15 protein-coding genes are annotated in these 19,324 nt (G+C 44.0%); 5 read left to right on the top strand and 10 right to left on the bottom strand.

What is annotated here, in order from left to right; translation table 11 throughout:
* Positions 1-149: 149 nt before the first annotated feature.
* The gene (gene nudE, locus AACX68_RS18150; RefSeq protein ID WP_228858195.1) at positions 150-701 is read right to left on the bottom strand and encodes an ADP compounds hydrolase NudE; all 552 of its coding nucleotides are present in this window, start codon (positions 699-701) and stop codon (positions 150-152) included.
* 273 nt (positions 702-974) lie between these two features.
* Between nudE and AACX68_RS18145 the strand changes: the two genes are divergently transcribed.
* The 4 genes from AACX68_RS18145 to pckA all read left to right on the top strand — a co-directional run bounded on the left by AACX68_RS18145 (position 975) and on the right by pckA (position 6,400).
* The gene (locus AACX68_RS18145; protein ID WP_228858194.1) at positions 975-3,083 is read left to right on the top strand and encodes an IgaA/UmoB family intracellular growth attenuator; all 2,109 of its coding nucleotides are present in this window, start codon (positions 975-977) and stop codon (positions 3,081-3,083) included.
* 113 nt (positions 3,084-3,196) lie between these two features.
* Positions 3,197-3,616, top strand: a complete 420-nt coding sequence (gene hslR, locus AACX68_RS18140; protein WP_099111038.1) for a ribosome-associated heat shock protein Hsp15 — start codon at positions 3,197-3,199, stop codon at positions 3,614-3,616.
* 86 nt (positions 3,617-3,702) lie between these two features.
* Positions 3,703-4,560, top strand: a complete 858-nt coding sequence (gene hslO / locus AACX68_RS18135; RefSeq protein ID WP_228858193.1) for an Hsp33 family molecular chaperone HslO — start codon at positions 3,703-3,705, stop codon at positions 4,558-4,560.
* 220 nt (positions 4,561-4,780) lie between these two features.
* Positions 4,781-6,400 (top strand): phosphoenolpyruvate carboxykinase (ATP), encoded by a 1,620-nt coding sequence (gene pckA, locus AACX68_RS18130; RefSeq protein WP_228858192.1) that lies wholly within the window; start codon positions 4,781-4,783, stop codon positions 6,398-6,400.
* Positions 6,401-6,523: 123 nt separating this feature from the next.
* Here the strand turns inward: pckA and AACX68_RS18125 are convergent, their stop codons facing one another.
* A complete protein-coding gene (locus tag AACX68_RS18125; RefSeq protein ID WP_228858191.1) occupies positions 6,524-7,219 on the bottom strand; it encodes a pirin family protein in 696 nt (231 codons plus the stop codon).
* Positions 7,220-7,746: 527 nt separating this feature from the next.
* Here AACX68_RS18125 and AACX68_RS18120 point away from each other — a divergent pair.
* Positions 7,747-8,523: an APH(3') family aminoglycoside O-phosphotransferase gene (locus tag AACX68_RS18120; protein WP_228858190.1), complete on the top strand. Its 777-nt coding sequence runs from the start codon at positions 7,747-7,749 to the stop codon at positions 8,521-8,523.
* On the opposite strand, the gene AACX68_RS18115 is transcribed toward AACX68_RS18120, so the two are convergent.
* From AACX68_RS18115 to AACX68_RS18080, 8 genes are all read right to left on the bottom strand, one after another.
* Entirely contained in the window at positions 8,520-9,512 is a 993-nt protein-coding gene (locus tag AACX68_RS18115) for a GNAT family N-acetyltransferase (RefSeq protein ID WP_228858189.1), read from the bottom strand. The genes AACX68_RS18120 and AACX68_RS18115 overlap by 4 nt on opposite strands.
* Positions 9,513-9,524: 12 nt before the next feature.
* A complete protein-coding gene (locus tag AACX68_RS18110; RefSeq protein WP_228858188.1) occupies positions 9,525-10,766 on the bottom strand; it encodes a phenylacetate--CoA ligase family protein in 1,242 nt (413 codons plus the stop codon).
* Positions 10,767-10,784: 18 nt separating this feature from the next.
* Positions 10,785-13,214: an acyl-CoA reductase gene (locus AACX68_RS18105; RefSeq protein WP_228858187.1), complete on the bottom strand. Its 2,430-nt coding sequence runs from the start codon at positions 13,212-13,214 to the stop codon at positions 10,785-10,787.
* A 1-nt stretch (position 13,215) separates the two neighbouring features.
* Positions 13,216-14,346, bottom strand: coding sequence for a LuxE/PaaK family acyltransferase (locus AACX68_RS18100; RefSeq protein ID WP_228858186.1), 1,131 nt, complete (start codon positions 14,344-14,346; stop codon positions 13,216-13,218).
* Positions 14,347-15,230: 884 nt separating this feature from the next.
* A complete protein-coding gene (locus AACX68_RS18095; protein WP_228858185.1) occupies positions 15,231-15,713 on the bottom strand; it encodes an aromatic-ring-hydroxylating dioxygenase subunit beta in 483 nt (160 codons plus the stop codon).
* On the bottom strand, positions 15,703-16,998 hold the full coding sequence (locus tag AACX68_RS18090; protein ID WP_228858184.1) for an aromatic ring-hydroxylating dioxygenase subunit alpha: 1,296 nt from the start codon (positions 16,996-16,998) through the stop codon (positions 15,703-15,705). The genes AACX68_RS18095 and AACX68_RS18090 overlap by 11 nt, the downstream gene beginning before the upstream one ends.
* An 8-nt stretch (positions 16,999-17,006) precedes the next feature.
* The gene (locus AACX68_RS18085) at positions 17,007-17,951 is read right to left on the bottom strand and encodes a flavin reductase family protein (protein WP_228858183.1); all 945 of its coding nucleotides are present in this window, start codon (positions 17,949-17,951) and stop codon (positions 17,007-17,009) included.
* Between the two features lie 144 nt (positions 17,952-18,095).
* Entirely contained in the window at positions 18,096-19,082 is a 987-nt protein-coding gene (locus AACX68_RS18080) for a methyltransferase (protein ID WP_228858182.1), read from the bottom strand.
* Positions 19,083-19,324 lie beyond the last annotated feature (242 nt).

Genomic DNA, 19,324 nt, shown 5'->3' with positions numbered 1-19,324 from the left:
TTTTAATAAAGTAAATGCTTTTGTGTATGCTCAGTATAGTGAAAAAATGGGTATTAAAGATGGTTGTCTCAAATACCCCCTTTTTCATAAAGTTATATTATTAATTTCTATTATTCAGATAAGCAATCAGCGCTGCTGTAAGCGTGGTCTTAACATGTTTCATTCAGGTATCGCTGTGCAAAAAATAAAGCGCTGACATTTCTGGCTTCGTTGAAATCGGGATGTTCCAGTAGTGACATCATGTCAGCTATAGGCCAGCGGATCTGTACCAGTGGTTCCGGTTCATCTCCTTCCAGATCTTCGGGGTATAAATCCTGTGCAATCACGATGTTCATTTTGCTGGAAAAATAAGAAGGCGCCATCGTCAATTTTGTCAACAACTCCAGTTTTCTGGCACCTAATCCCACCTCTTCCTTTAATTCACGATTAGCCGCTTCAAGAATACTCTCCCCTGCATCAATCGCGCCTTTAGGAAAACCCAATTCATATTGTTCAATACCTACGGCGTACTCACGAATCAGAAGTAAGTCATCACCAATGACCGGAATAATGAGCACCGCTTCATGATTGGCTGGTTTCATTCGTTCATAAATACGTCTGGCACCATTACTGAATTCAAGATCAACGGACTGGATGTTGAATAAACGAGAATGGGCAATATCACTTATATTCAATATTTTAGGCTTTTTCAGTTCAATCATGCTTGCCCCTGATGGTTGTTGCGTATTTAAACTTTGCTTTAATATGGCTGATTATGTTAGTAAATGATAGCGATTATCGCTTGTATGTATTTTTGTTATGGTCCTACTTTGCAGAAAATGCTGTTTTTTGTGAATTGGTGTGAGAAAATTTATATAACATGTTGTAAATAAAATTAAAAATAGAAGTCGAGAATAGGAATAACCTGATTCTGTGGGTTTCTTTCGATTGTTATTTTGTTAGTTTCTTACAGCTGTCATGGGCGTGGAGAACAAATGAGCTCACTGGTCATTATATTGGCTATTTTTCTTATTAGCCTGACTATAATGGCTTCCTTTCTGACTTTCAGATGGAGGCGGTCTGATAACGCGCGTTATATGTCATTGAAGACTAACACAGTCAGTCGTAAGTTGAGTGCAGTCGAATTTCAAGTTATTGAATCTTATTTGAAAAATATCCTACCTCAGACGAAATTAGACAGAAGCTACGTATCTGGCTATCCGGTATTTCCCATCAGGGATAATAACGTTTATACCATTAACCATACTATCAGCCGTTTTTCTGCTGTTTCCGGGGAAACGCAGCACTGGCGTTACTATCTCGATGAAACAGAAATCTATTTTCCAGCCTTACTTGAACCTTTCGTTAATCAGCGAAATACAATCGATATTGTTGAAACATCTTCAATTCCGCTGGTCATTGCGGTAAATGGTCACAGTCTGACAGACTATCAGCAAGACCTGCTGGTGACACCGAGTATCAAAAAAGCAGAGCACGCTTCAATTCAGAAAAACGGTAATTCGAATGCCAATCTGTTGTACCTGCGTAAAGAAACCCGGGAAGAGTATCGCCTGCGCCACTCAACAGGTATTCAGGAAAGTGTGCTGATGTGTGCTGGCTTATCGTTGTGGTTTCTGGCTCTTTTTGTTCCTTCGCCATTATTGCCGTGGCTGATGTTGATTTCTGTGCTGTTTATTCTTGCCAGTTTCTGGCCGTTTTTCAGGTTACCCTCTGCACGTAATTATTTGAATATAAGCTGTTTCAGCGGAATATTGAAACGCTGGGGGGTATTTAGTGAATTTGAGCAGGAAAACAAAAAGAACATCTCTCTTGGAGGCGTTGATCTCATTTATCCTGTTCATTGGGAGCCGTATGTTGCGCATGAACTTGATAAAAATACTGATGTAGAAATGTACTCCAATGGCCATGTTGTCCGTCAGGGGCAGCATCTTTCATTGCATGAGGAGGAAAGGCTCTACCCTTCTCAGCGCTACCAGAAGAATCAGATGCTGGTGGTATTTTCTGTCTTAGCCATGCTTGTATTGTATTTTTATCAGCCGGTTAGTCTATCAATGCGATTAAGTTTCGCGTGGCTGCATGGTAATAACACCACCGTCATTACTGATGCCGGTGAGTTATCAAATATGCCACTGCGGGAAGGGGATGTGCTGAGGGTTAAAGGTACGGGAATGTGTTACATGCCACCAAAATCAGGGACACTTTCTTCCCCGGATGATTTTTCTTTTTTACCGTTTGATTGCTTTGGTATCTATTGGAACAATGGCAGTTCACTACCCATTCCGGAATCGGAGATTATTAATAAAGCTTCGGCGTTACTGACAACAGTGAATGAGCAATTGCGTCCTATGGAGCATGCCCGGAAATATAATCCCGGCCTGAATGAAGTGATTGCTAAGTCGGGAATGATATTACTCGACAATTTTCCTCAGATTATTCTGAAGACGAATGCGCTTTGCTTCAAGGAAGGCGATTGTAACCGGCTGAAAAATGCACTCGTCAATTTAAGTAATGCCAAAAGTTGGGATGATCTCCTAAGTCAGGCTGAAAAAGGGAAACTGAATGGAACTAAGGTTCTACTACGTTCTGTCAGTGCGGATGCATTAGGAAAGTTAGTTGATTCCACTGCAGCTTCATTTGTCCAGCGGGAAACGGATAGATACAGTATTCTCCTGAACAGTCCTCCACCGGGGGGAGTTTTATTGATTAGTGATGAAAATCGTCCATTAGTTGAATATCCTATTTCATCGTTTTCTACTTATGATTCCAATGCATTGCAGCAATGGCATGATTTATTACAGCAGGCGGGAATGTTGATGCATATGCCATTTGAAACGAAAGGTATCGTAACGGAGTTATCGGAAGATGCAAATGGCACCCGCCATATAACGCTGCACAGTGAGCCTGATTCTATAACACTGATTCGTTATTTGGGTAGCTGCCTTTTTCTGGCGGTAATTATGGCGACGCTGATAGTCAATGGAATACTGGTTATCCAGAAAAAACAAAAAAACAGGCAGCGTTTTCTGCGGATAAAACAGCACTACGATAGTTGTTTCAATATGAAACAACCACCAATGAGTTAGCGATAATCCGGTGGGCTATGCTACCCTGAACCTGTTTTTTGTCATCTCCGATCAGGTATTGTTATTACACATTACCCGTTAATATTGAAACAGAACAATCAGAGAGAACCATCATGCCTAATTCAGACAACGATCAAGCTGTTCGCCTTGATAAGTGGCTGTGGGCAGCCCGTTTTTACAAAACCCGTTCCACTGCGCGTGACATGATTGATGGAGGAAAAGTCCATTATAATGGTCAGCGTGGAAAGCCGAGTAAACTGGTTGAGTTGAATGCTGTCATTAAACTGCGTCAGGGTAGTGATGAGAGAACTGTCACCGTTCTGGCCCTAAGTAGCCAAAGGCGTGGTGCTACAGAAGCCCAGCAGCTTTATCAGGAAACGGAAGAAAGCATTATTAAACGGGAAAAAATGGCGTTAGCCCGTAAAATGAATGCACTAACGATGCCACATCCTGATCGTCGCCCGGATAAGAAAGAGCGGCGTACACTGATTAAGTTCAAGAATACAAAATTAAATGAGTCGGGACATTCCTAACTAAATTCGAGTTGCTTCGTGCTGCCAGCAGAGCGGCGGCTCGAACGATAAAGGGAATAACCGCCTCAGTGAAATGAGAGAGATTTATGATCAAGCATGACCAATTACACCGCTTTTTATTTGAAAGTCATTCTGTCAGGGGTGAACTTGTTACCGTCAGTGAGACTTACCAGCGGATGTTGGAAAATCACGATTTTCCTCAACCTGTACAGCAGTTGCTGGGTGAATTGTTGGTCGCAACCAGCCTGTTGACCGCAACCCTGAAATTCAACGGAGATATTACCGTACAAATTCAGGGCGACGGGCCGGTTAAGCTGGCGGTTATCAATGGTAATAACCAGCAACAAATGCGTGGTACTGCCCGTATTGATGGTGATATCAGTGCTGAGAGCAGCCTGCGTGATATGGTTGGTAATGGTTATATGGTCATTACAGTTACGCCAACAGAAGGTGAACGCTATCAGGGTGTTGTTGCGCTGGAAGGAGAGACACTGGCGGAATGTCTGGATGCGTACTTCAGGCAGTCAGAACAGTTACCAACCAGATTGTTTATCCGCACCGGTGTGCAGGATGGCAAAATGGCGGCGGGTGGCATGTTATTGCAGAACTTGCCGAGCGCGCAAACTGGTGATGTTGATATGCTTGACCATCTGGTTCAGCTCACGACAACCATCAAAGGTGAAGAGCTGTTTACACTGGATATCAAAGAAATTCTGTATCGTCTTTACCATGAAGAAGATGTCACCCTGTATGAACCTCAGCAAGTTGAATTCCGTTGTGGCTGTTCTCATCAACGCTGTGCCGATACTCTGGCAACTTTACCAGAAGAGGATCTGCAAGATATTCTGCATAAAGATGGCAAAATTGACATGGAATGTGAGTTCTGTGGAATGCATTATATTTTCGATGAAAAAGCGATTAATAAAATAAAAGAAGTGAAGTAATAATAATTATATTGATTGTATTTATGTATTGATTTTGGAGGGCGTATTTATACGCCCTTTTTATTATTAAAAACTTTTTGTTTCGTGTTCTGTGTCTCATATAACACTAAAAAAAATAATAAGATTTCAATTTTTTGATAACAATCGCGGTTAATTAGTCATAATTATTTATTATTTCCGGCTGAGACAGAGATTAAATCTAACTGATCAGGAGCAATAAATGAGCGTTACAGGCGTTACTGCGCAGGAGCTTGCGGTTTATGGTATTCGTGATATCAGCGAAGTTATCTATAACCCAGGCTATGAATTGTTATTTTCTGAAGAAACTAAATCCTCTTTACAGGGATATGAGAAAGGAACATTGACCAACCTTGGCGCTGTCGCAGTAGATACTGGGATTTTTACAGGGCGTTCTCCTAAAGATAAATACATTGTACGTGATGAAGTGACTCGCGATACAGTGTGGTGGGCAGATCAGGGAAAAGGTAAGAACGATAATAAACCTCTCAGTCAGGAAACCTGGTCTCATCTTAAGGGGTTAGTTACTCAGCAGCTTTCAGGCAAACGTTTGTTTGTGGTCGATGCGTTCTGTGGGGCGAATGCGGATACTCGCCTGAAAGTGCGTTTCATCACGGAAGTGGCGTGGCAGGCTCATTTTGTCAAAAACATGTTTATTCGCCCTTCGGATGAAGAGCTGATCGATTTCACGCCGGACTTCATTGTGATGAACGGTGCTAAGTGCACGAATCCACAATGGAAAGAGCAGGGCCTGAACTCTGAAAACTTTGTTGCTTTTAACCTGACAGAAAGAATGCAACTGATCGGTGGTACTTGGTATGGCGGTGAAATGAAAAAGGGCATGTTCTCAATGATGAACTACCTGCTGCCACTGAAAGGTATTGCTTCCATGCATTGCTCCGCTAACGTGGGTGAGCAGGGTGATGTCGCTGTTTTCTTTGGTCTTTCCGGTACAGGAAAAACCACGCTTTCCACTGATCCGAAACGTAAACTGATCGGTGATGATGAGCATGGCTGGGATGACGACGGCGTGTTTAACTTTGAAGGTGGTTGTTATGCAAAAACCATCAATCTGTCGAAAGAAGCCGAACCGGATATTTATCACGCTATTCGCCGTGATGCCCTGCTGGAAAACGTCACCGTGCTGGCAGATGGCTCGGTTGATTTTAACGATGGTTCTAAAACAGAAAATACCCGTGTTTCCTATCCTATCTACCATATTGAAAATATCGTTAAGCCGGTATCAAAAGCCGGACACGCAACAAAAGTTATTTTCCTGACGGCTGATGCTTTCGGTGTATTACCTCCGGTTTCCCGCCTGACGCCAGAACAGACTCAGTATCACTTCCTGTCTGGTTTTACCGCTAAACTTGCCGGAACAGAGCGTGGCGTAACTGAACCAACGCCGACTTTCTCCGCGTGTTTTGGTGCGGCATTCCTGTCGTTACATCCGACACAGTATGCTGAAGTGCTGGTTAAGCGTATGCAGGCATCCGGTGCAAAAGCCTATTTGGTTAACACTGGCTGGAACGGCACTGGCAAACGAATCTCTATCAAAGATACCCGCGCGATTATTGATGCAATCTTAAATGGCGATATTGAAGATGCAGATACCGTCGAATTGCCGATTTTTGACCTGACTGTCCCAACGACATTGCCGGGTGTTGATAGCGGTATTCTTGATCCACGCAATACTTATGCAGATAAATCGGAGTGGGATGTTAAAGCCAAAGATCTGGCTGAACGTTTCATTAATAACTTCGACAAATACACTGATACCGCCGCTGGTGCTGCATTGGTAAAAGCTGGGCCGAAGTTGTAAGAGTTTCAGACTACCTGCATTAAATAAAGTGGGAGAACGATCCCACTTCAGGTTGTTAACAAACCCCGTTGAAAAACTAGCGGGGTTTATTACTATGACGTTTCTTACTTTTTGGAAGAGTGATCAATTAGGCGGCAGATCAAACAATAAGATTTCACTCTGTTGATTTGCCGTTATCTGAATGTCGGATTCATCCCTGATGGCGATACCGTCGCTAATCCCTGCTTTTACACCGTTGACATCGATTTCGCCGCGAACCACTTGAAGCCAGACCTTTCGCGGTTTTTCTATATGATATTCGTACCTTTCACTACTTTTCAATGTATGACGCCATAACGTCATATCTTGAAATATCTTTAATGAACCATCACGGGCATCAGGTGAAAGTATGAGCTGGTGATTTTTTTCCGACTCAAAGCGGCGTTGTTCATAGCGGGGTGTCAGATTATTTTCTGCTGGCATAATCCAGATTTGGTATAAGTGAAGAGGATTATCCTGATGTGGATTATATTCTGAGTGGCGAATACCAGTACCCGCGCTCATTATCTGAAACTCGCCTGCTGATATTTGTCCCAGATTTCCCATATTATCCTGATGTTCTACTGTACCGGACAGAACATAAGTCAGAATTTCCATATCACGATGAGGATGCATGCCAAATCCTTGACCACCATCAATCAGGTCTTCATTGATGACTCTTAGGGCAGAGAAGCCCATGAAGTTGGCATCATAATAATGTGCAAATGAAAAAGTGTGCCAGCTATCCAGCCAGCCATGATTAGCGTGGCCTCGTTCTGAAGCCTTACGTAGGTAAATCATATTCAAAATCCCTCAACATTTTTTCATAGTCTAGTTGATGGAATTAAATATGAAATATTAGAAATTTAATGTTAAGAATCAAAAATTTTGAATAATAAAAAGAGGATATTAAGCATAAAAAAAAGCCAACATTAAGTTGCTGGCTATAAAGTAAACACTGGAAGCAATGTGAGCAATGTCGTACTTTCACATGACCCTGAAGGTGGTGCACTGAAAGTGTTAATAATGATAATCGTTCTCAATATCATTTGTAAAGTGTTTTTTTGACCAAAATTAGATCCTGATCAGCTTTCTGGTCAGAACATTGACGAATTCAGTTAAGAAAACGGCAGAATAGAATAAGGGAACATAGAGTAGCCCGATAGCAATTGTTTCCTTTTTATTTACTAAGTTATAAATATTTAAAGTCTGTTTCGAGTGGCAACCCGAATATTATCAGATATGCTGTCAAACTGACCTTATTGTTTAATAATTTTTATCTATTTCTGTGTTGTGTTTAGGTCATTCAAATGACAAAAGGAAGATAAATGCTGCCTAAACTGCCCCCATCCATTGACCGTTTTATCGGCAATTTGGCTTTAATCCCTGATGAAATTGGTGAATCTCCTTGTTGTGTTTACAGCTTCATTCGCGGGAATGATCGGTTTTTTCTCAAATACTCGCCTTCTGTTTATGCCAGTACGACTTATAGTGTCATGCGGGAAGCCTCAGTATTGGATTGGCTGGCTGATCGTCTGAATGTCGCGGAAGTTGTCTGTGTGGCAGAAAATTCAGGAGGTGAATTTATGATCTCCCGCGCTGTTCCCGGTAAGCCATTATACGAACGGCTCAATGCTCGGCAGCCGGTACTGGAACTGTTTCACGAAGCTGTTCGTCAGATGCAGTCTGTGCCTATTGTTGATTGTCCGTTTGATTCTGGCGCGGGGTTTCGTCTCAATGAGCTTGAGTATTTTCTGAATCACGGTTTGTGTGCTGAGCAATATGATCTTGAACAGTGGCCGGGAATAACGACTCCACAGAGTTTGCTGAAGCATCTGCATGCTACTTTACCCAGTGAGGAGCGAGTGTTTTCCCACGGTGATCTCTGTGACAGCAATATCTTCGTTGATGAACATGACGATCTGTACTTTATTGATCTTGGGCGGGGAGGTGTGGCTGATCGCTGGCTGGATATCGCATTTGTGCACCGTAACTTGCGTGAAGAGATTTCAGTGGATATAGCAGCGGAGTTTCTTAATACGCTTGGCGACGTTGATAACGCAGCCAAGCGTGAATTCTTCGAGCAGTTAGACGAGCTGTTTTAACCCGGAACCAGTTCACTTACGTAGGGTTGTCGTGAGTGCCCTGCCGTTTCTCCCAATTCCATTTGGTAGAGATGCTGTATGCTGATATCGGAAAACTGATAGAGCGTTGGTTGGTAACCCCGTAGCCAGAGCAAAAACCACCCTTCTTGGGGATCAGGGCACAGTCCGGCAAAGCGGAATCCGCCTCTTTGCAATTGTGAATAGAACTGTAGTGCTTCTTCACTAGCCGGAAGTTTCAGATAGATTAACTGATTAGCCGGGTAATCTATGATCTCAGATAAAAAGTCTGTATCAGCTTCATACAATGTGATTTCCAGACGTCGCCCTTTTATCTGGGAAGTCGCATATGCACCGGAAGTAAAAGGAGTACAGCCTTTTTGTTGTTGATCAGGTGATGACTCACCAACATATTGGCTTATCTGGTTGGCCCAGTTCTGCCAGGATTGCGGCCAATTCAGTTTAGGCAATGGAAACGATTTCAGTGGCAAAATACCCTGAACAATGCTTTCAGGCTCCGGTAACCCGAAGGGAGAATCGACATAATCTAGCATCAGCGCGGTTGAATAAAAGCCCAGATTCTGGGCTAAATACTGACTTTTCATATGCGAACAAACTTGTTTTATCGTCAGCAAACGATATTGCTGTTCTTTCGCATAGTGGCATAAATAATTCCCCAAAGAGGTAGCAATACCTTTGCCCTGAAATTCTGGGTACACCACAACCAGCGCCAGCTCTGCCTGAGCCTGCTGAACCGCATCCTTGACAAGTGATGCATGGCCAATCAGCCGCCCCTGAGAAAAAGCCAGAGCGGAATACCATTTTCCTGTAGTCTGATAATCCTCTATCAATTTGGGTAGATAGATATCAGGATAGACATACGAATCACCGTAAATATCACGGAATAATTTGCTGATATGTTTACTGTCACCCGATTGGTAGCTGCGGATCTGAATAGCAGAATCCAAAATAGCTGAAGGAAAAGTCGTCATAAATTTTATCCTTCAATTATAACTACGCAGATCCACAACCCGCTGTAATTTGCCTGAACGCGGGTGGGTATACATTGCATCAATATTGGTTTGAACGATCTCCAGCATATTTTGCCGGAAATGTGCTGTGTTCAGACCCGGAAATGCCAGTAGCATATTATGGCGTATTTTCTCGATATTAACGGGTTCAGGGCTGGCCACCAATAATCTGATTTTGTCTTCCGACTCTTCCTGAGATAGTACCAATTGCCAGGCGAGTAGTTCGGTTTGCGGTGACAACTGGGTTGCTAAGTCGTCAGGGAATAAGGAAAGATCACCCACTCTGATCCGGTAGCCCTGATTGGCACGCCCCTGAAGTGCAAACTTGCGATGGGGATGCTCAGGTTCACACCAGCAGGCCAGATCGCCGGTAGGATAGCGGAGTACCGGCATTAGTTGCCGTTGTAGGTTGGTGACCACCAGCATTCCCCGGTGCCCCGGTTCCGTGATGGGTTCATGAGTAACCTCATCAATAATTTCAATAATAGTCTCTTCACTGAAAACCCGATGTTCTCCCGGCCCACATTCGGGATCAGCAAAGCCGATTAACCCGCCGTCAACACTGGCACAGCCTACAGAGCCAAAACGAGCCTGCGGGAAAACCTGACGCATTGCTGCAATTTGCCCTTCAAACAGGCTCTCGCCACCGAACAGAATGGTTTCTACCATTGGCAGAGTCTGCCCGTTTTCTTTCAGATATTGAGCAAAGCGGATGAGCTGGACGGGAACGCCCGCCAGCACATTGATATTGTGATGCTGAATGTTGTGAGCCAGCAAATTGTCATCGACTTTACAAGTGAAAGGAAACTCCACAATAGGTAATGATGAGTTAGACAAAGCACCATGAATAAACAGTAAACTGGTATAAAGATCGCCCGCAAAAAACAAATTGGCGACGCGATCTCCCGGCTGGAGCTGACGAGCAACAGCTTTGCCAAAAGACTGGATAAATGCTTTCCACTCTTGCTGGCTGAAAACCGACAGCCGGCCATCACTGGTTGAGCCGCCCGTTTTAAACACATGCCCGCCTTCCAGTGGGGCGGTAAGCACCGGCCACGTTTGTAAATTTTCTGAGCCGACCCAGTAATTACCGGGTTCGACTAAGGGTAAATCTTGTAGCGTCCAGTTATCAGGAACGGACTTGTAGAGCTCCCGATAATAAACAGAATGTTTACGTACATGATTGAACAGATCAATTAACGCTATGCTTTTCATGATATTCGCTTCACTTAATCAGAATTTACGTAAGTCAATGAACAACGGTGCTTTTCCGCTATGAGCATTTCGACGAAACTCTGATACTGGGCAAAATGTAACATCCAGATTCAACATTCCACCGTCGACAACTTCCCTAATTTTTGAATTCTGCTCCAGATCCAATAAATATTGGCGGACTGTGGCAACATCAGGATTTTCAATCAATAACTGGATACCACCGATACCTTCTTCGTTGTGATTGATTATCCATTGAACAGGTGTTTCCAGCTGTTCTGACAATTCAGCCAGATTGATAAAAATACTGCCGACACGTAGTAAAGCACCATTACGTCCAACAAGTCGGAAACGAGGCGTAATTAGGCCGCAGGAACAAGGTTCATTGATCCAGTGCCCGAGATCGCCTAAATCATAGCGCTGGACGGATTGCGCCTCGCGGTGGCGAGAGGTAAATATCAGACGACCGGTTTCCCCTTCTGCTACGGGGTTATCATCATGAATATTCAGGATCTCCAGCCATTGGGTATCAGCCATTAAATGGAAAACGCCATCTTCGCTGGCTGTACATCCGTGGCCTAATGGGCCTGCATCTACTGAACCGTAGGTTGCTGAACGTATCAGGTTGATGCCGAATTCATTCAGAAAATTCCGCTGACCAACATTCAGGTGCTCACCTCCCAAAAACAGTTTACGAACTCCGCCATACTGGCGCAGTTTGTCGGCTTCACTCAGGAATAATCGGTGTATCGTGCTTGGCATACCGACCAGAGTATTAATGCGTTCCTGTATGATTAAGTCCGCTATTTCGCTGAAATCACTGTCAGTGGGGCCGCCCATCGGATATTGAGCGACATCCAGCTTATCCAGGATCGTGAAGAAACTCATCATGCCGCCATATAGCTTTCCGCCGTACAGCAGGTTCATGACCCGGTCTGTAGCAGGCTCAAGCCCGCAAGCGAATATCCCGTCAGCGGCTGACTGCATTTGTGTGTGATAATCGGAATAGCTGTAAGCCGCCAGTTTTGGTGCTCCGCTGCTGCCTCCGCTACGGAAGTACAAACGGCCTTTTTCGTTTGGAGTCAGTGCCTGAAAATCTGCCTTATTCATAACTGGCAGGTTATCCAGCCCGTATGGGCGGGATGGCGGCGTATTCAGATGTGCACAGCCATCCAGCGTACCAGCAGGCAGGCTGACAGAAACCCGTTTGGCAAGGCGTGATAATGCATAAACGCCATCATGCGGCTCACCGCTATAGCCATTATGCATCTGACCGGCGGAGGCTATGCGGCTGACTCCCGCAGCGAACAGAGCATGGCTCATTTCTGCGATATCTTCCTGACGGGTAATCAAAGCGCAGCTTTGGAGGTGATTACGCCACGGGCGCAGAATAGAACATAATTTCTGACGGGGTGCCGGACGTAACTGTAATGAACGGAACAGGGGAGATGCAGCCAGCTCCTGCTCATGTCGCCATACTACCCGCCATCCATCGTTTTGCCAGAGTTTGCCATTTACCGGAGCGAAGGCGAAATCGAGGTGCTGAAATGCCATCTGAGTGGTAATTTCAGCGGATTCCTGTACATCTGCCTGCAATGCAGGATGCAATCCGGAACGACGTTCAAGGGCGGCTGCCATACGTTGCCCGATATTCTGCAAAACGGCCGGATCATCACTATCAACCAGCAGGCATTGCGGACTGGAACAGGCTTGCTGGTCATAACAACAAATATCATCTGCCAGCGCATCCAGTTGAGCATCATTGACTGCTTCAGGACTTAGCCAGGCGAAACTGATACGGTGTCCCCAGTCTATCCAGCGGCAGCCTGCCGGCAGCTGGCTACGAATGGAAGATAATGCAGAGTCTCCGCCCCAGGCAGAAACAGCATCGGCCTGACTTAACAACGCTCCCAGCTGTGTGGCAGGTAACGACAGAACAGCGACGCGATCAGCTAAATCACCGGAAATGTCATGAGCAAGGAACGCATGCAGAAGTTGTTCACTAAAGCCTTTATCACTGCTGCTCGGACGTAGCCAGTTGATATTGCCGACCAGTAAACTTTCCAGCACAGCCATAAAAGGAAGCAGTGCAGCATTGGAAGGTGTGATATGAACGACCAACCCCAGTGGCTTCCATGACTCATAGCGGTTTTGGTTATAATCAAACCGACGCAGGGAAAATGCGTCTTTTCCCAGTTCCCGCTCCAGCTTAGCCTGTAGCGCTTCACGCTGACAGAAAGCAATCAATGCTTCACGTGTTTTGGCATCAAAAAGAGGGTGATCATCCATATCGGCAAGATGATCAGCAAAGCGTTGTGCACACTCAAGCACTTGTTCCGCAGTATGAGGCCGTGCCAGAAGCTCTGGTAAACGTGCACTTAATTTTGCAATTTTTTGTTTTGCCAGCTGTTCTACAGAAAGCTGCTCATTAATATTTTCTATGGAAGACATCTCAGGCCTCTTTTATCAATTCTGAAGCGGCAATAGCACAACTACGACTTTTGCTGGTACCAGCACGACCAAGCAACTCAAACCAATCAGTATCCAGCTCACAGCCACACTGACTTCCGGGATGTAGTACCGCCAGATCACTCATAACGATGCTGTGCGCCGGGCTGGAAGTGATAAAAGGAGAGACGAAGTGCAGAAAACCCGGTTCGCCATAAGGTTGCCGTGACATATTAGCGGTATGACGGATATAGACCCGTGAGTAGACCGGAACATGGAAACGATGGTGAGAACACTCCATATAAGGCACTGGATGTTCAACGGAACCGTAGCCATCGCGACAGCGGACATTCGGGATACCTAATTGTTTTTCCAATCGTTGGTACAGTTCTTGTTTAGAGATCGCTTTATCGGAATGTGTTTTCCAGCCACCACCCAGAGACAGCAGTGAATCCGGATGTAATTTCAGTGGGGGTAGCCCCATTTGCTCCATTCTTTGCAGGGTAAACCACAGGAAAGCCGGAAAGCCGAAAATACGCACTGGCAGCCCTTCTTCAGCAAATTCCTGTAAGGCCTTAATCGTACCGAAAGGATCGAACTCATTACTTTTTCCGTTATGACGCAGGGCATAGTAGGAGCGGTTTACCGGTGCATACTTACACAGAAACTGATCGGTGTAAGCGGTTCCCAAAGAAATGGCTCCGGCAGGTTCATAGCTGAGTAGCAGGTAATTGCAGGGTTGGTCAGGTGTATTCCAGCCATAATAGTTAAAAATACGATCCACCATATTCTGCGCAGCCGTAATACTTCGGTTGTCATAGTGCATACGGCTCTTCTGTCCGGTTGTGCCTGAGGACGTTAACTCCAAAGCATCTACCGAGCTGTTGCTCACGATCAAATTACGTTTGAAATAATTGGCAAAAAGAGGTGGCAGGGCTGACCAGTCATCCATTGCCATTACAGATTGTTTATTTAAACCATTATTTGCCAGCCACTGTTCATAGCCCGGAGTATGCTCACAGTGATATAACGTCAGTTCACGCATGGCATCATTAAATAACGCATCATGATCGGCACAGGCACGATAAGGATCTGCTAAAGCACATAGCGCTTTAACATGGGTTAAGTTTTGCATATTTAAGACTCATTTTTTTGAACAGAACAATCTTGGGAACCATGTCCCAATAAAGGTTAATAAATTTGTCTGCTCATATTTTGGATGTAATGATTTCTAATAGATTTATTTCGTTATCCGATATAAATCATTTGTACTAATAATTAATCCCTGAGGCTTTGTTGAAGAATGATGTTGGAAGGTTCTGACCGTTTTTAAAGTTATTTTTAAACTATCTTAATTGGGTTTTTGACTGGGTAAACGTACTTTATCCAGTTTTATAGTTTGTTGTCAGTCCTAATTTGCCGCGCATTATTCCAAATAGAAATATAATAATCAATCTGTTTTTCTAATGTTTAACTCTGAATTATACAGAATCTTGTATCAATATTTGATATACCTATTTCATTATGTATTCCTGTCCGGGGAAATAGCATTTTTAAATAACAGGAGGAATTTTAGTATTAATTGAAAGGTCAATTTATAATTGAATACATTAATCGCAGAAGTTTATTATTTATATTTTCTGTAGTAACTAATATCCTCTAAATATATTGGTTATATACACAATGGATTTCAAGGTGCATCGCAGCCAACAAAGAGGCAACTTGAAAGACGACGATAAACGCTGCCGTTTTTCTTTGAGTTAGTCTCTATTATTAAGCTCCGATTGAAACCTGTCTCTTGAATTATGATCAAGAGACAGGCCAAAATGCCGGGAGAAATATCAATGAACCAAACCGGATACATCCCATTGTTGATTCTGCTGACAGTCAGGTAAATGCCCAAGAGCTTGCTGTGATTCAACTTGTACCAAAAAAGCCCCATAGTCACATAGCGTGTCGATAAACGGAAATGAGGGGGGTTGGGGCAGATGAGGTATCATTTGTTGTCATGATTGAGTCTCAGATAATCAACTGCAAACTGTCGAAAGGCCGAGCAAGATTAAGTAAGACGGTTTTGCGTCCGCTGATCAGCCATTGTCCTTCACGCCAGTGAAACTGGTGTTCGAGACGTGCGGCGTAATGCCACTCTCTGTCACCACGACTTTCGCTGTAGAGTAATTGACTAACGCCACTGGCACTCTGTTCCCCTTCAGTCCAACTGATGATGGGGTGCTGGAGCAGATGCTGTGAGCGGCTGCGTGGCTGCTGCGAAAAATTACGTGTATTACGAAGTCGATTGATACGCAGTTGTGTGACAAAGCGATCCTCATACAGTAAAGAAGACTCTGTCAGCGGGCTAAGTTGATCGTGTCGTGATGGAATCCACCACGTATATTCCTCCGCCAGCAAAGCGAACCAGTCGTCAAATTTCTGTTCATCAAGTAGCCAGGCTTCGTGATAAATCAAATCAGTCAGGGTCTGTATGACATTGTTATTCTCCATTGCCTCCCTCCATCATGCGTTGCCACATGGAATAAAAGTTTCTCATTGCGCCTTCACTGGTTCCTGACATTTGAGTGGTTCGATCCCAGCGTTCCGCAGGATCATAGAGGCGGGCGATATTGACCCACTCGTTAGCCTGACTTTTTAGTCCTTCGGTAGCACGTTCATACATTTCCACATCGTCATGCGCCACTATTGAACAGGGGGAGTTGATTAAGTTGTTGTACTGTATAGTACGCTCTAGCATCTTTTGTGGTGCCCCTACCAGCTCCAGAATCCAGGATTCGACAACAGTCTCGCTGGCGGAAACCGGACGAATAATGCGTAACGTCTGGATAGGCCCTTTTACGACCAGATTAGGGAAGTACACGGTATTGTGTCGTGTATCGTTCAAGATTTGCTGTGCCCGCTCCTCACCATAACTCTCCACCATACTTTCCCAGTAATCGGGGATTTCTGAATAGTCTTTATGGATGGAATTACTGACACCGGTGTGCCCATGACCATTAGCCCAGATGCGGATCCCCATCTCAGAAAAAAAAGCGTGGGGAGACATAAGAGGAGCCAAAAGTTCCACCGCAGTAGGTTGAGCACCCTGCTGATCAGCCTGAGCCCAGAGATTAATCGCTTCTCCTGCTGAAGATTCATGCGCCACCATAGGGTGACAAGTGTCAGTTTGGTTATCCATCACCATCTTCCAGTTACAATGATGACGATGACGCAGTGGTACACCAACGACTCGTAATGCTCCTTTAGGGGAGCGATCGATCATATTGTCCAGCGTCGAGAGAGCATCGCCGAAGAAGATATCAAATGGCAGACCCTGAGCACTCAGTCGTACAAAGATGAAATCGCGATAACACACTACATTGTCAACAGCTTTCATACCGATGCTGGCTTCGCACTCGGACAGTACACCGGATTCATATTCGGTTTTTACCGGAATGCTGAGTAATTCACCTGAAGGTTTGAATGTCCAGGCATGATAGGGACAGCGCAGAAAACGCCCACTGTTACCGCTGGTTTCGGGTAAGATCTTTACGCCTTTATGTGGGCAGCGATTATAAAGTACTTTTATTTCATTATTTTTCTGGCGAATCGCGACTAATGGCTGTGATGCTAATTCAGTTGTGAAATAATCCCCGATTGCGGGGATCTGGCTGCCGTGGCACAGATAAAGCCAGCTCTGCATAAAGACAGTCTTTTGCTCGGTGAGGAATATATCCTCATCGAGATAAGCAGATTTGTGAATTTCTGTTCCGCGAAATATAAGATTTTTATTCATAAAACGATTCACAATGCTAGTTTAAGGAAGCTTCCCTTTGCTCGGGAAACACAGGGATAAATGGTTCGGGAGGTAGTCGCTTCTTGCGGTGTCATAATGAAATCGTGGTGCTCGACGTCACCTTCGAGCACTTTTAGTGCACATAGACCGCATTCCCCGCGCCGGCAATCATACAGTGGCTCTAATCCTGCCGCTTCCAGGGCATCCAGTAGTGACTGGCCAGCCGCGACCTGTAGCCTGATACCTGATTCTGCTGCTTCTACTTCGTAACCCGCCTCGGCAATATCAGCTTCAATTGATGGTGTGGTGAAAAGTTCAAAGGCAATGTGTTGCCGTGGAAAACGGTGGTTATCACAGTAGTCCAGCACGGCATTGAGCAGGCGCACAGGACCACATACATGCAGTCGATCGTGGTCTTGTAATGCACCCAATAATCCGGAAAGACAGACCTTTTGCTCTTCTGTACTGTGTAGATAAAAATATGAAGCGGCGAGAGTCGCCAATTCGGTTGCGTAGACAGCCTGTGCTTGTGAGGAGATAAGGTAATGACATTCGGGGTGCTTTCCCATTGCAATGAGGCGCACTATGACACCGGTGATGGGGGTTATGCCAATGCCTCCTGCAATCACTATATCCCGACCGCCCTCAGGTGCGGAGAGCTGTGGAAAGTGGTTAAATGGCCCCTCAAGCCTGACACTGTCACCTACTTTCAGGCTCTGTAAATATTGGCTACTGGCAGAAGCTGTATTGAGTTGGATGGCAAATGTCAGTGTGGTTGTTGGTATCGTCAACATCACGCAAGAATAACTACGTGTACCAATATTGTCGGGCATCAGCCAGCGGAAATGACTGCCGGGTGTTAACGCAGCGAGTTCCCATTCTGGTGCCGCCAAAGTAAACTCCCGGATTGTGTCGCTGAGAGTACGAATATTGCAGATCGGATACTGCTGCATTTTCTGCCCCACAATAGCTGTTTCATGCAGGTTGTGTCGGCGGGCTGCCCTGCATGGATATCAATCAATTCGCATAGACTTCGTTTGTGAGTCGGTATTACGCCGTTCAGCCGGATTACACGGATAGTCATAGCGACATAGCTGTTACTTCAGAGTAAATTTATTTTTTTTCATTTCAATAATGTACTGGTTGCCATTTACGGTAGAGAAATTCAGATTGTAGATATTGGTAATAGAAAATCCGGCCTGTTTTGCCACAAATTCAAATTCAGACTGATTCCGTTTCTGGCCTAACAGAAGGGTATCGATATATAAATCAAATGATGCTGTTTCATCTGGTTCTTTGATCATATCGATAACATATAAGACGGAATCTTCCTGCATAGCTTGATGGCAGTTTTTGAGAAGATGGATGACCTGATTATCTGGCCAGTCATGTAAAACACCCTTCATACAATAAACGTCATATCCTGATGGAATAGCAGAAAAGAAATTGCCATTAATTAAAGTCACTCCTTCTGATTCTTGCTCGGTAAAATCATATTGATCCATGACATGACACTGAATATGGGGATAATGCATTTTTATATTTTTTGCAAAAGAACCCACTCCACCACCAATATCAATAAATGAAGAGACGTTATTTAAAGGCAGGTGGTCAATAACATATTCATTCATCATATTGGTCATTTTCGCCATTAAATTATCAAAAGTTATTTTTATTTTTTTATTTTTTCCATTACTGAGATAATCGAAGAATGATTCATTATGGGTAATTTCAAATGCAGATTTATTATTATTTTTTCTTAATGATGCGCTGTATTGTGCCCAAGCGCTCCAGAAAGCGGGGTCTAATTCGAACTTTATATATAATGTTTCAAAGCTGTCCGGCTTACTGAGTGATGCCCACTGTTCGGTGAGATAAAATTTATCGTCTTTCTTTATTAACACATTGAGTGTTTGCATATAGTCTAATAATCGATGGAATCTATCCTGATAAACATTGCATAGCTGAGCAAGTTGTTCCACTGTTTTGCCATCTTGAGTGCTTAAATGTAATGGTGCTTCACTGTCTACAAAAGAAAATAGAGCATTTGATTTACGGTAAGCAGTAACCATTTCTAATGACATCATCATTCTCCTTTCTTAATTTTTAATTACATTGATTTGTCTGTTTATTTAAATGTTGTTCTTTAAAGTTCTTTTATCCAATCAAGTGTCGTTTCATTATCTTATAATAAATGGCAAGATTTTTTTTCGTGTTAAAATGAATGATGTCATTCATCAGTAATACCGTTAATACATCGAACGAAAATGAATTTCAATATATTGAATATTTTATTTTCCTCTGTCTTTAATATTTTATAAGGGCA

It is taken from the genome of Xenorhabdus sp. PB61.4, assembly GCF_963894935.1.
GTDB classification, from domain to species: Bacteria; Pseudomonadota; Gammaproteobacteria; order Enterobacterales; family Enterobacteriaceae; genus Xenorhabdus; species Xenorhabdus stockiae.
This window is presented reverse-complemented; position numbering and strand designations above follow the sequence as displayed.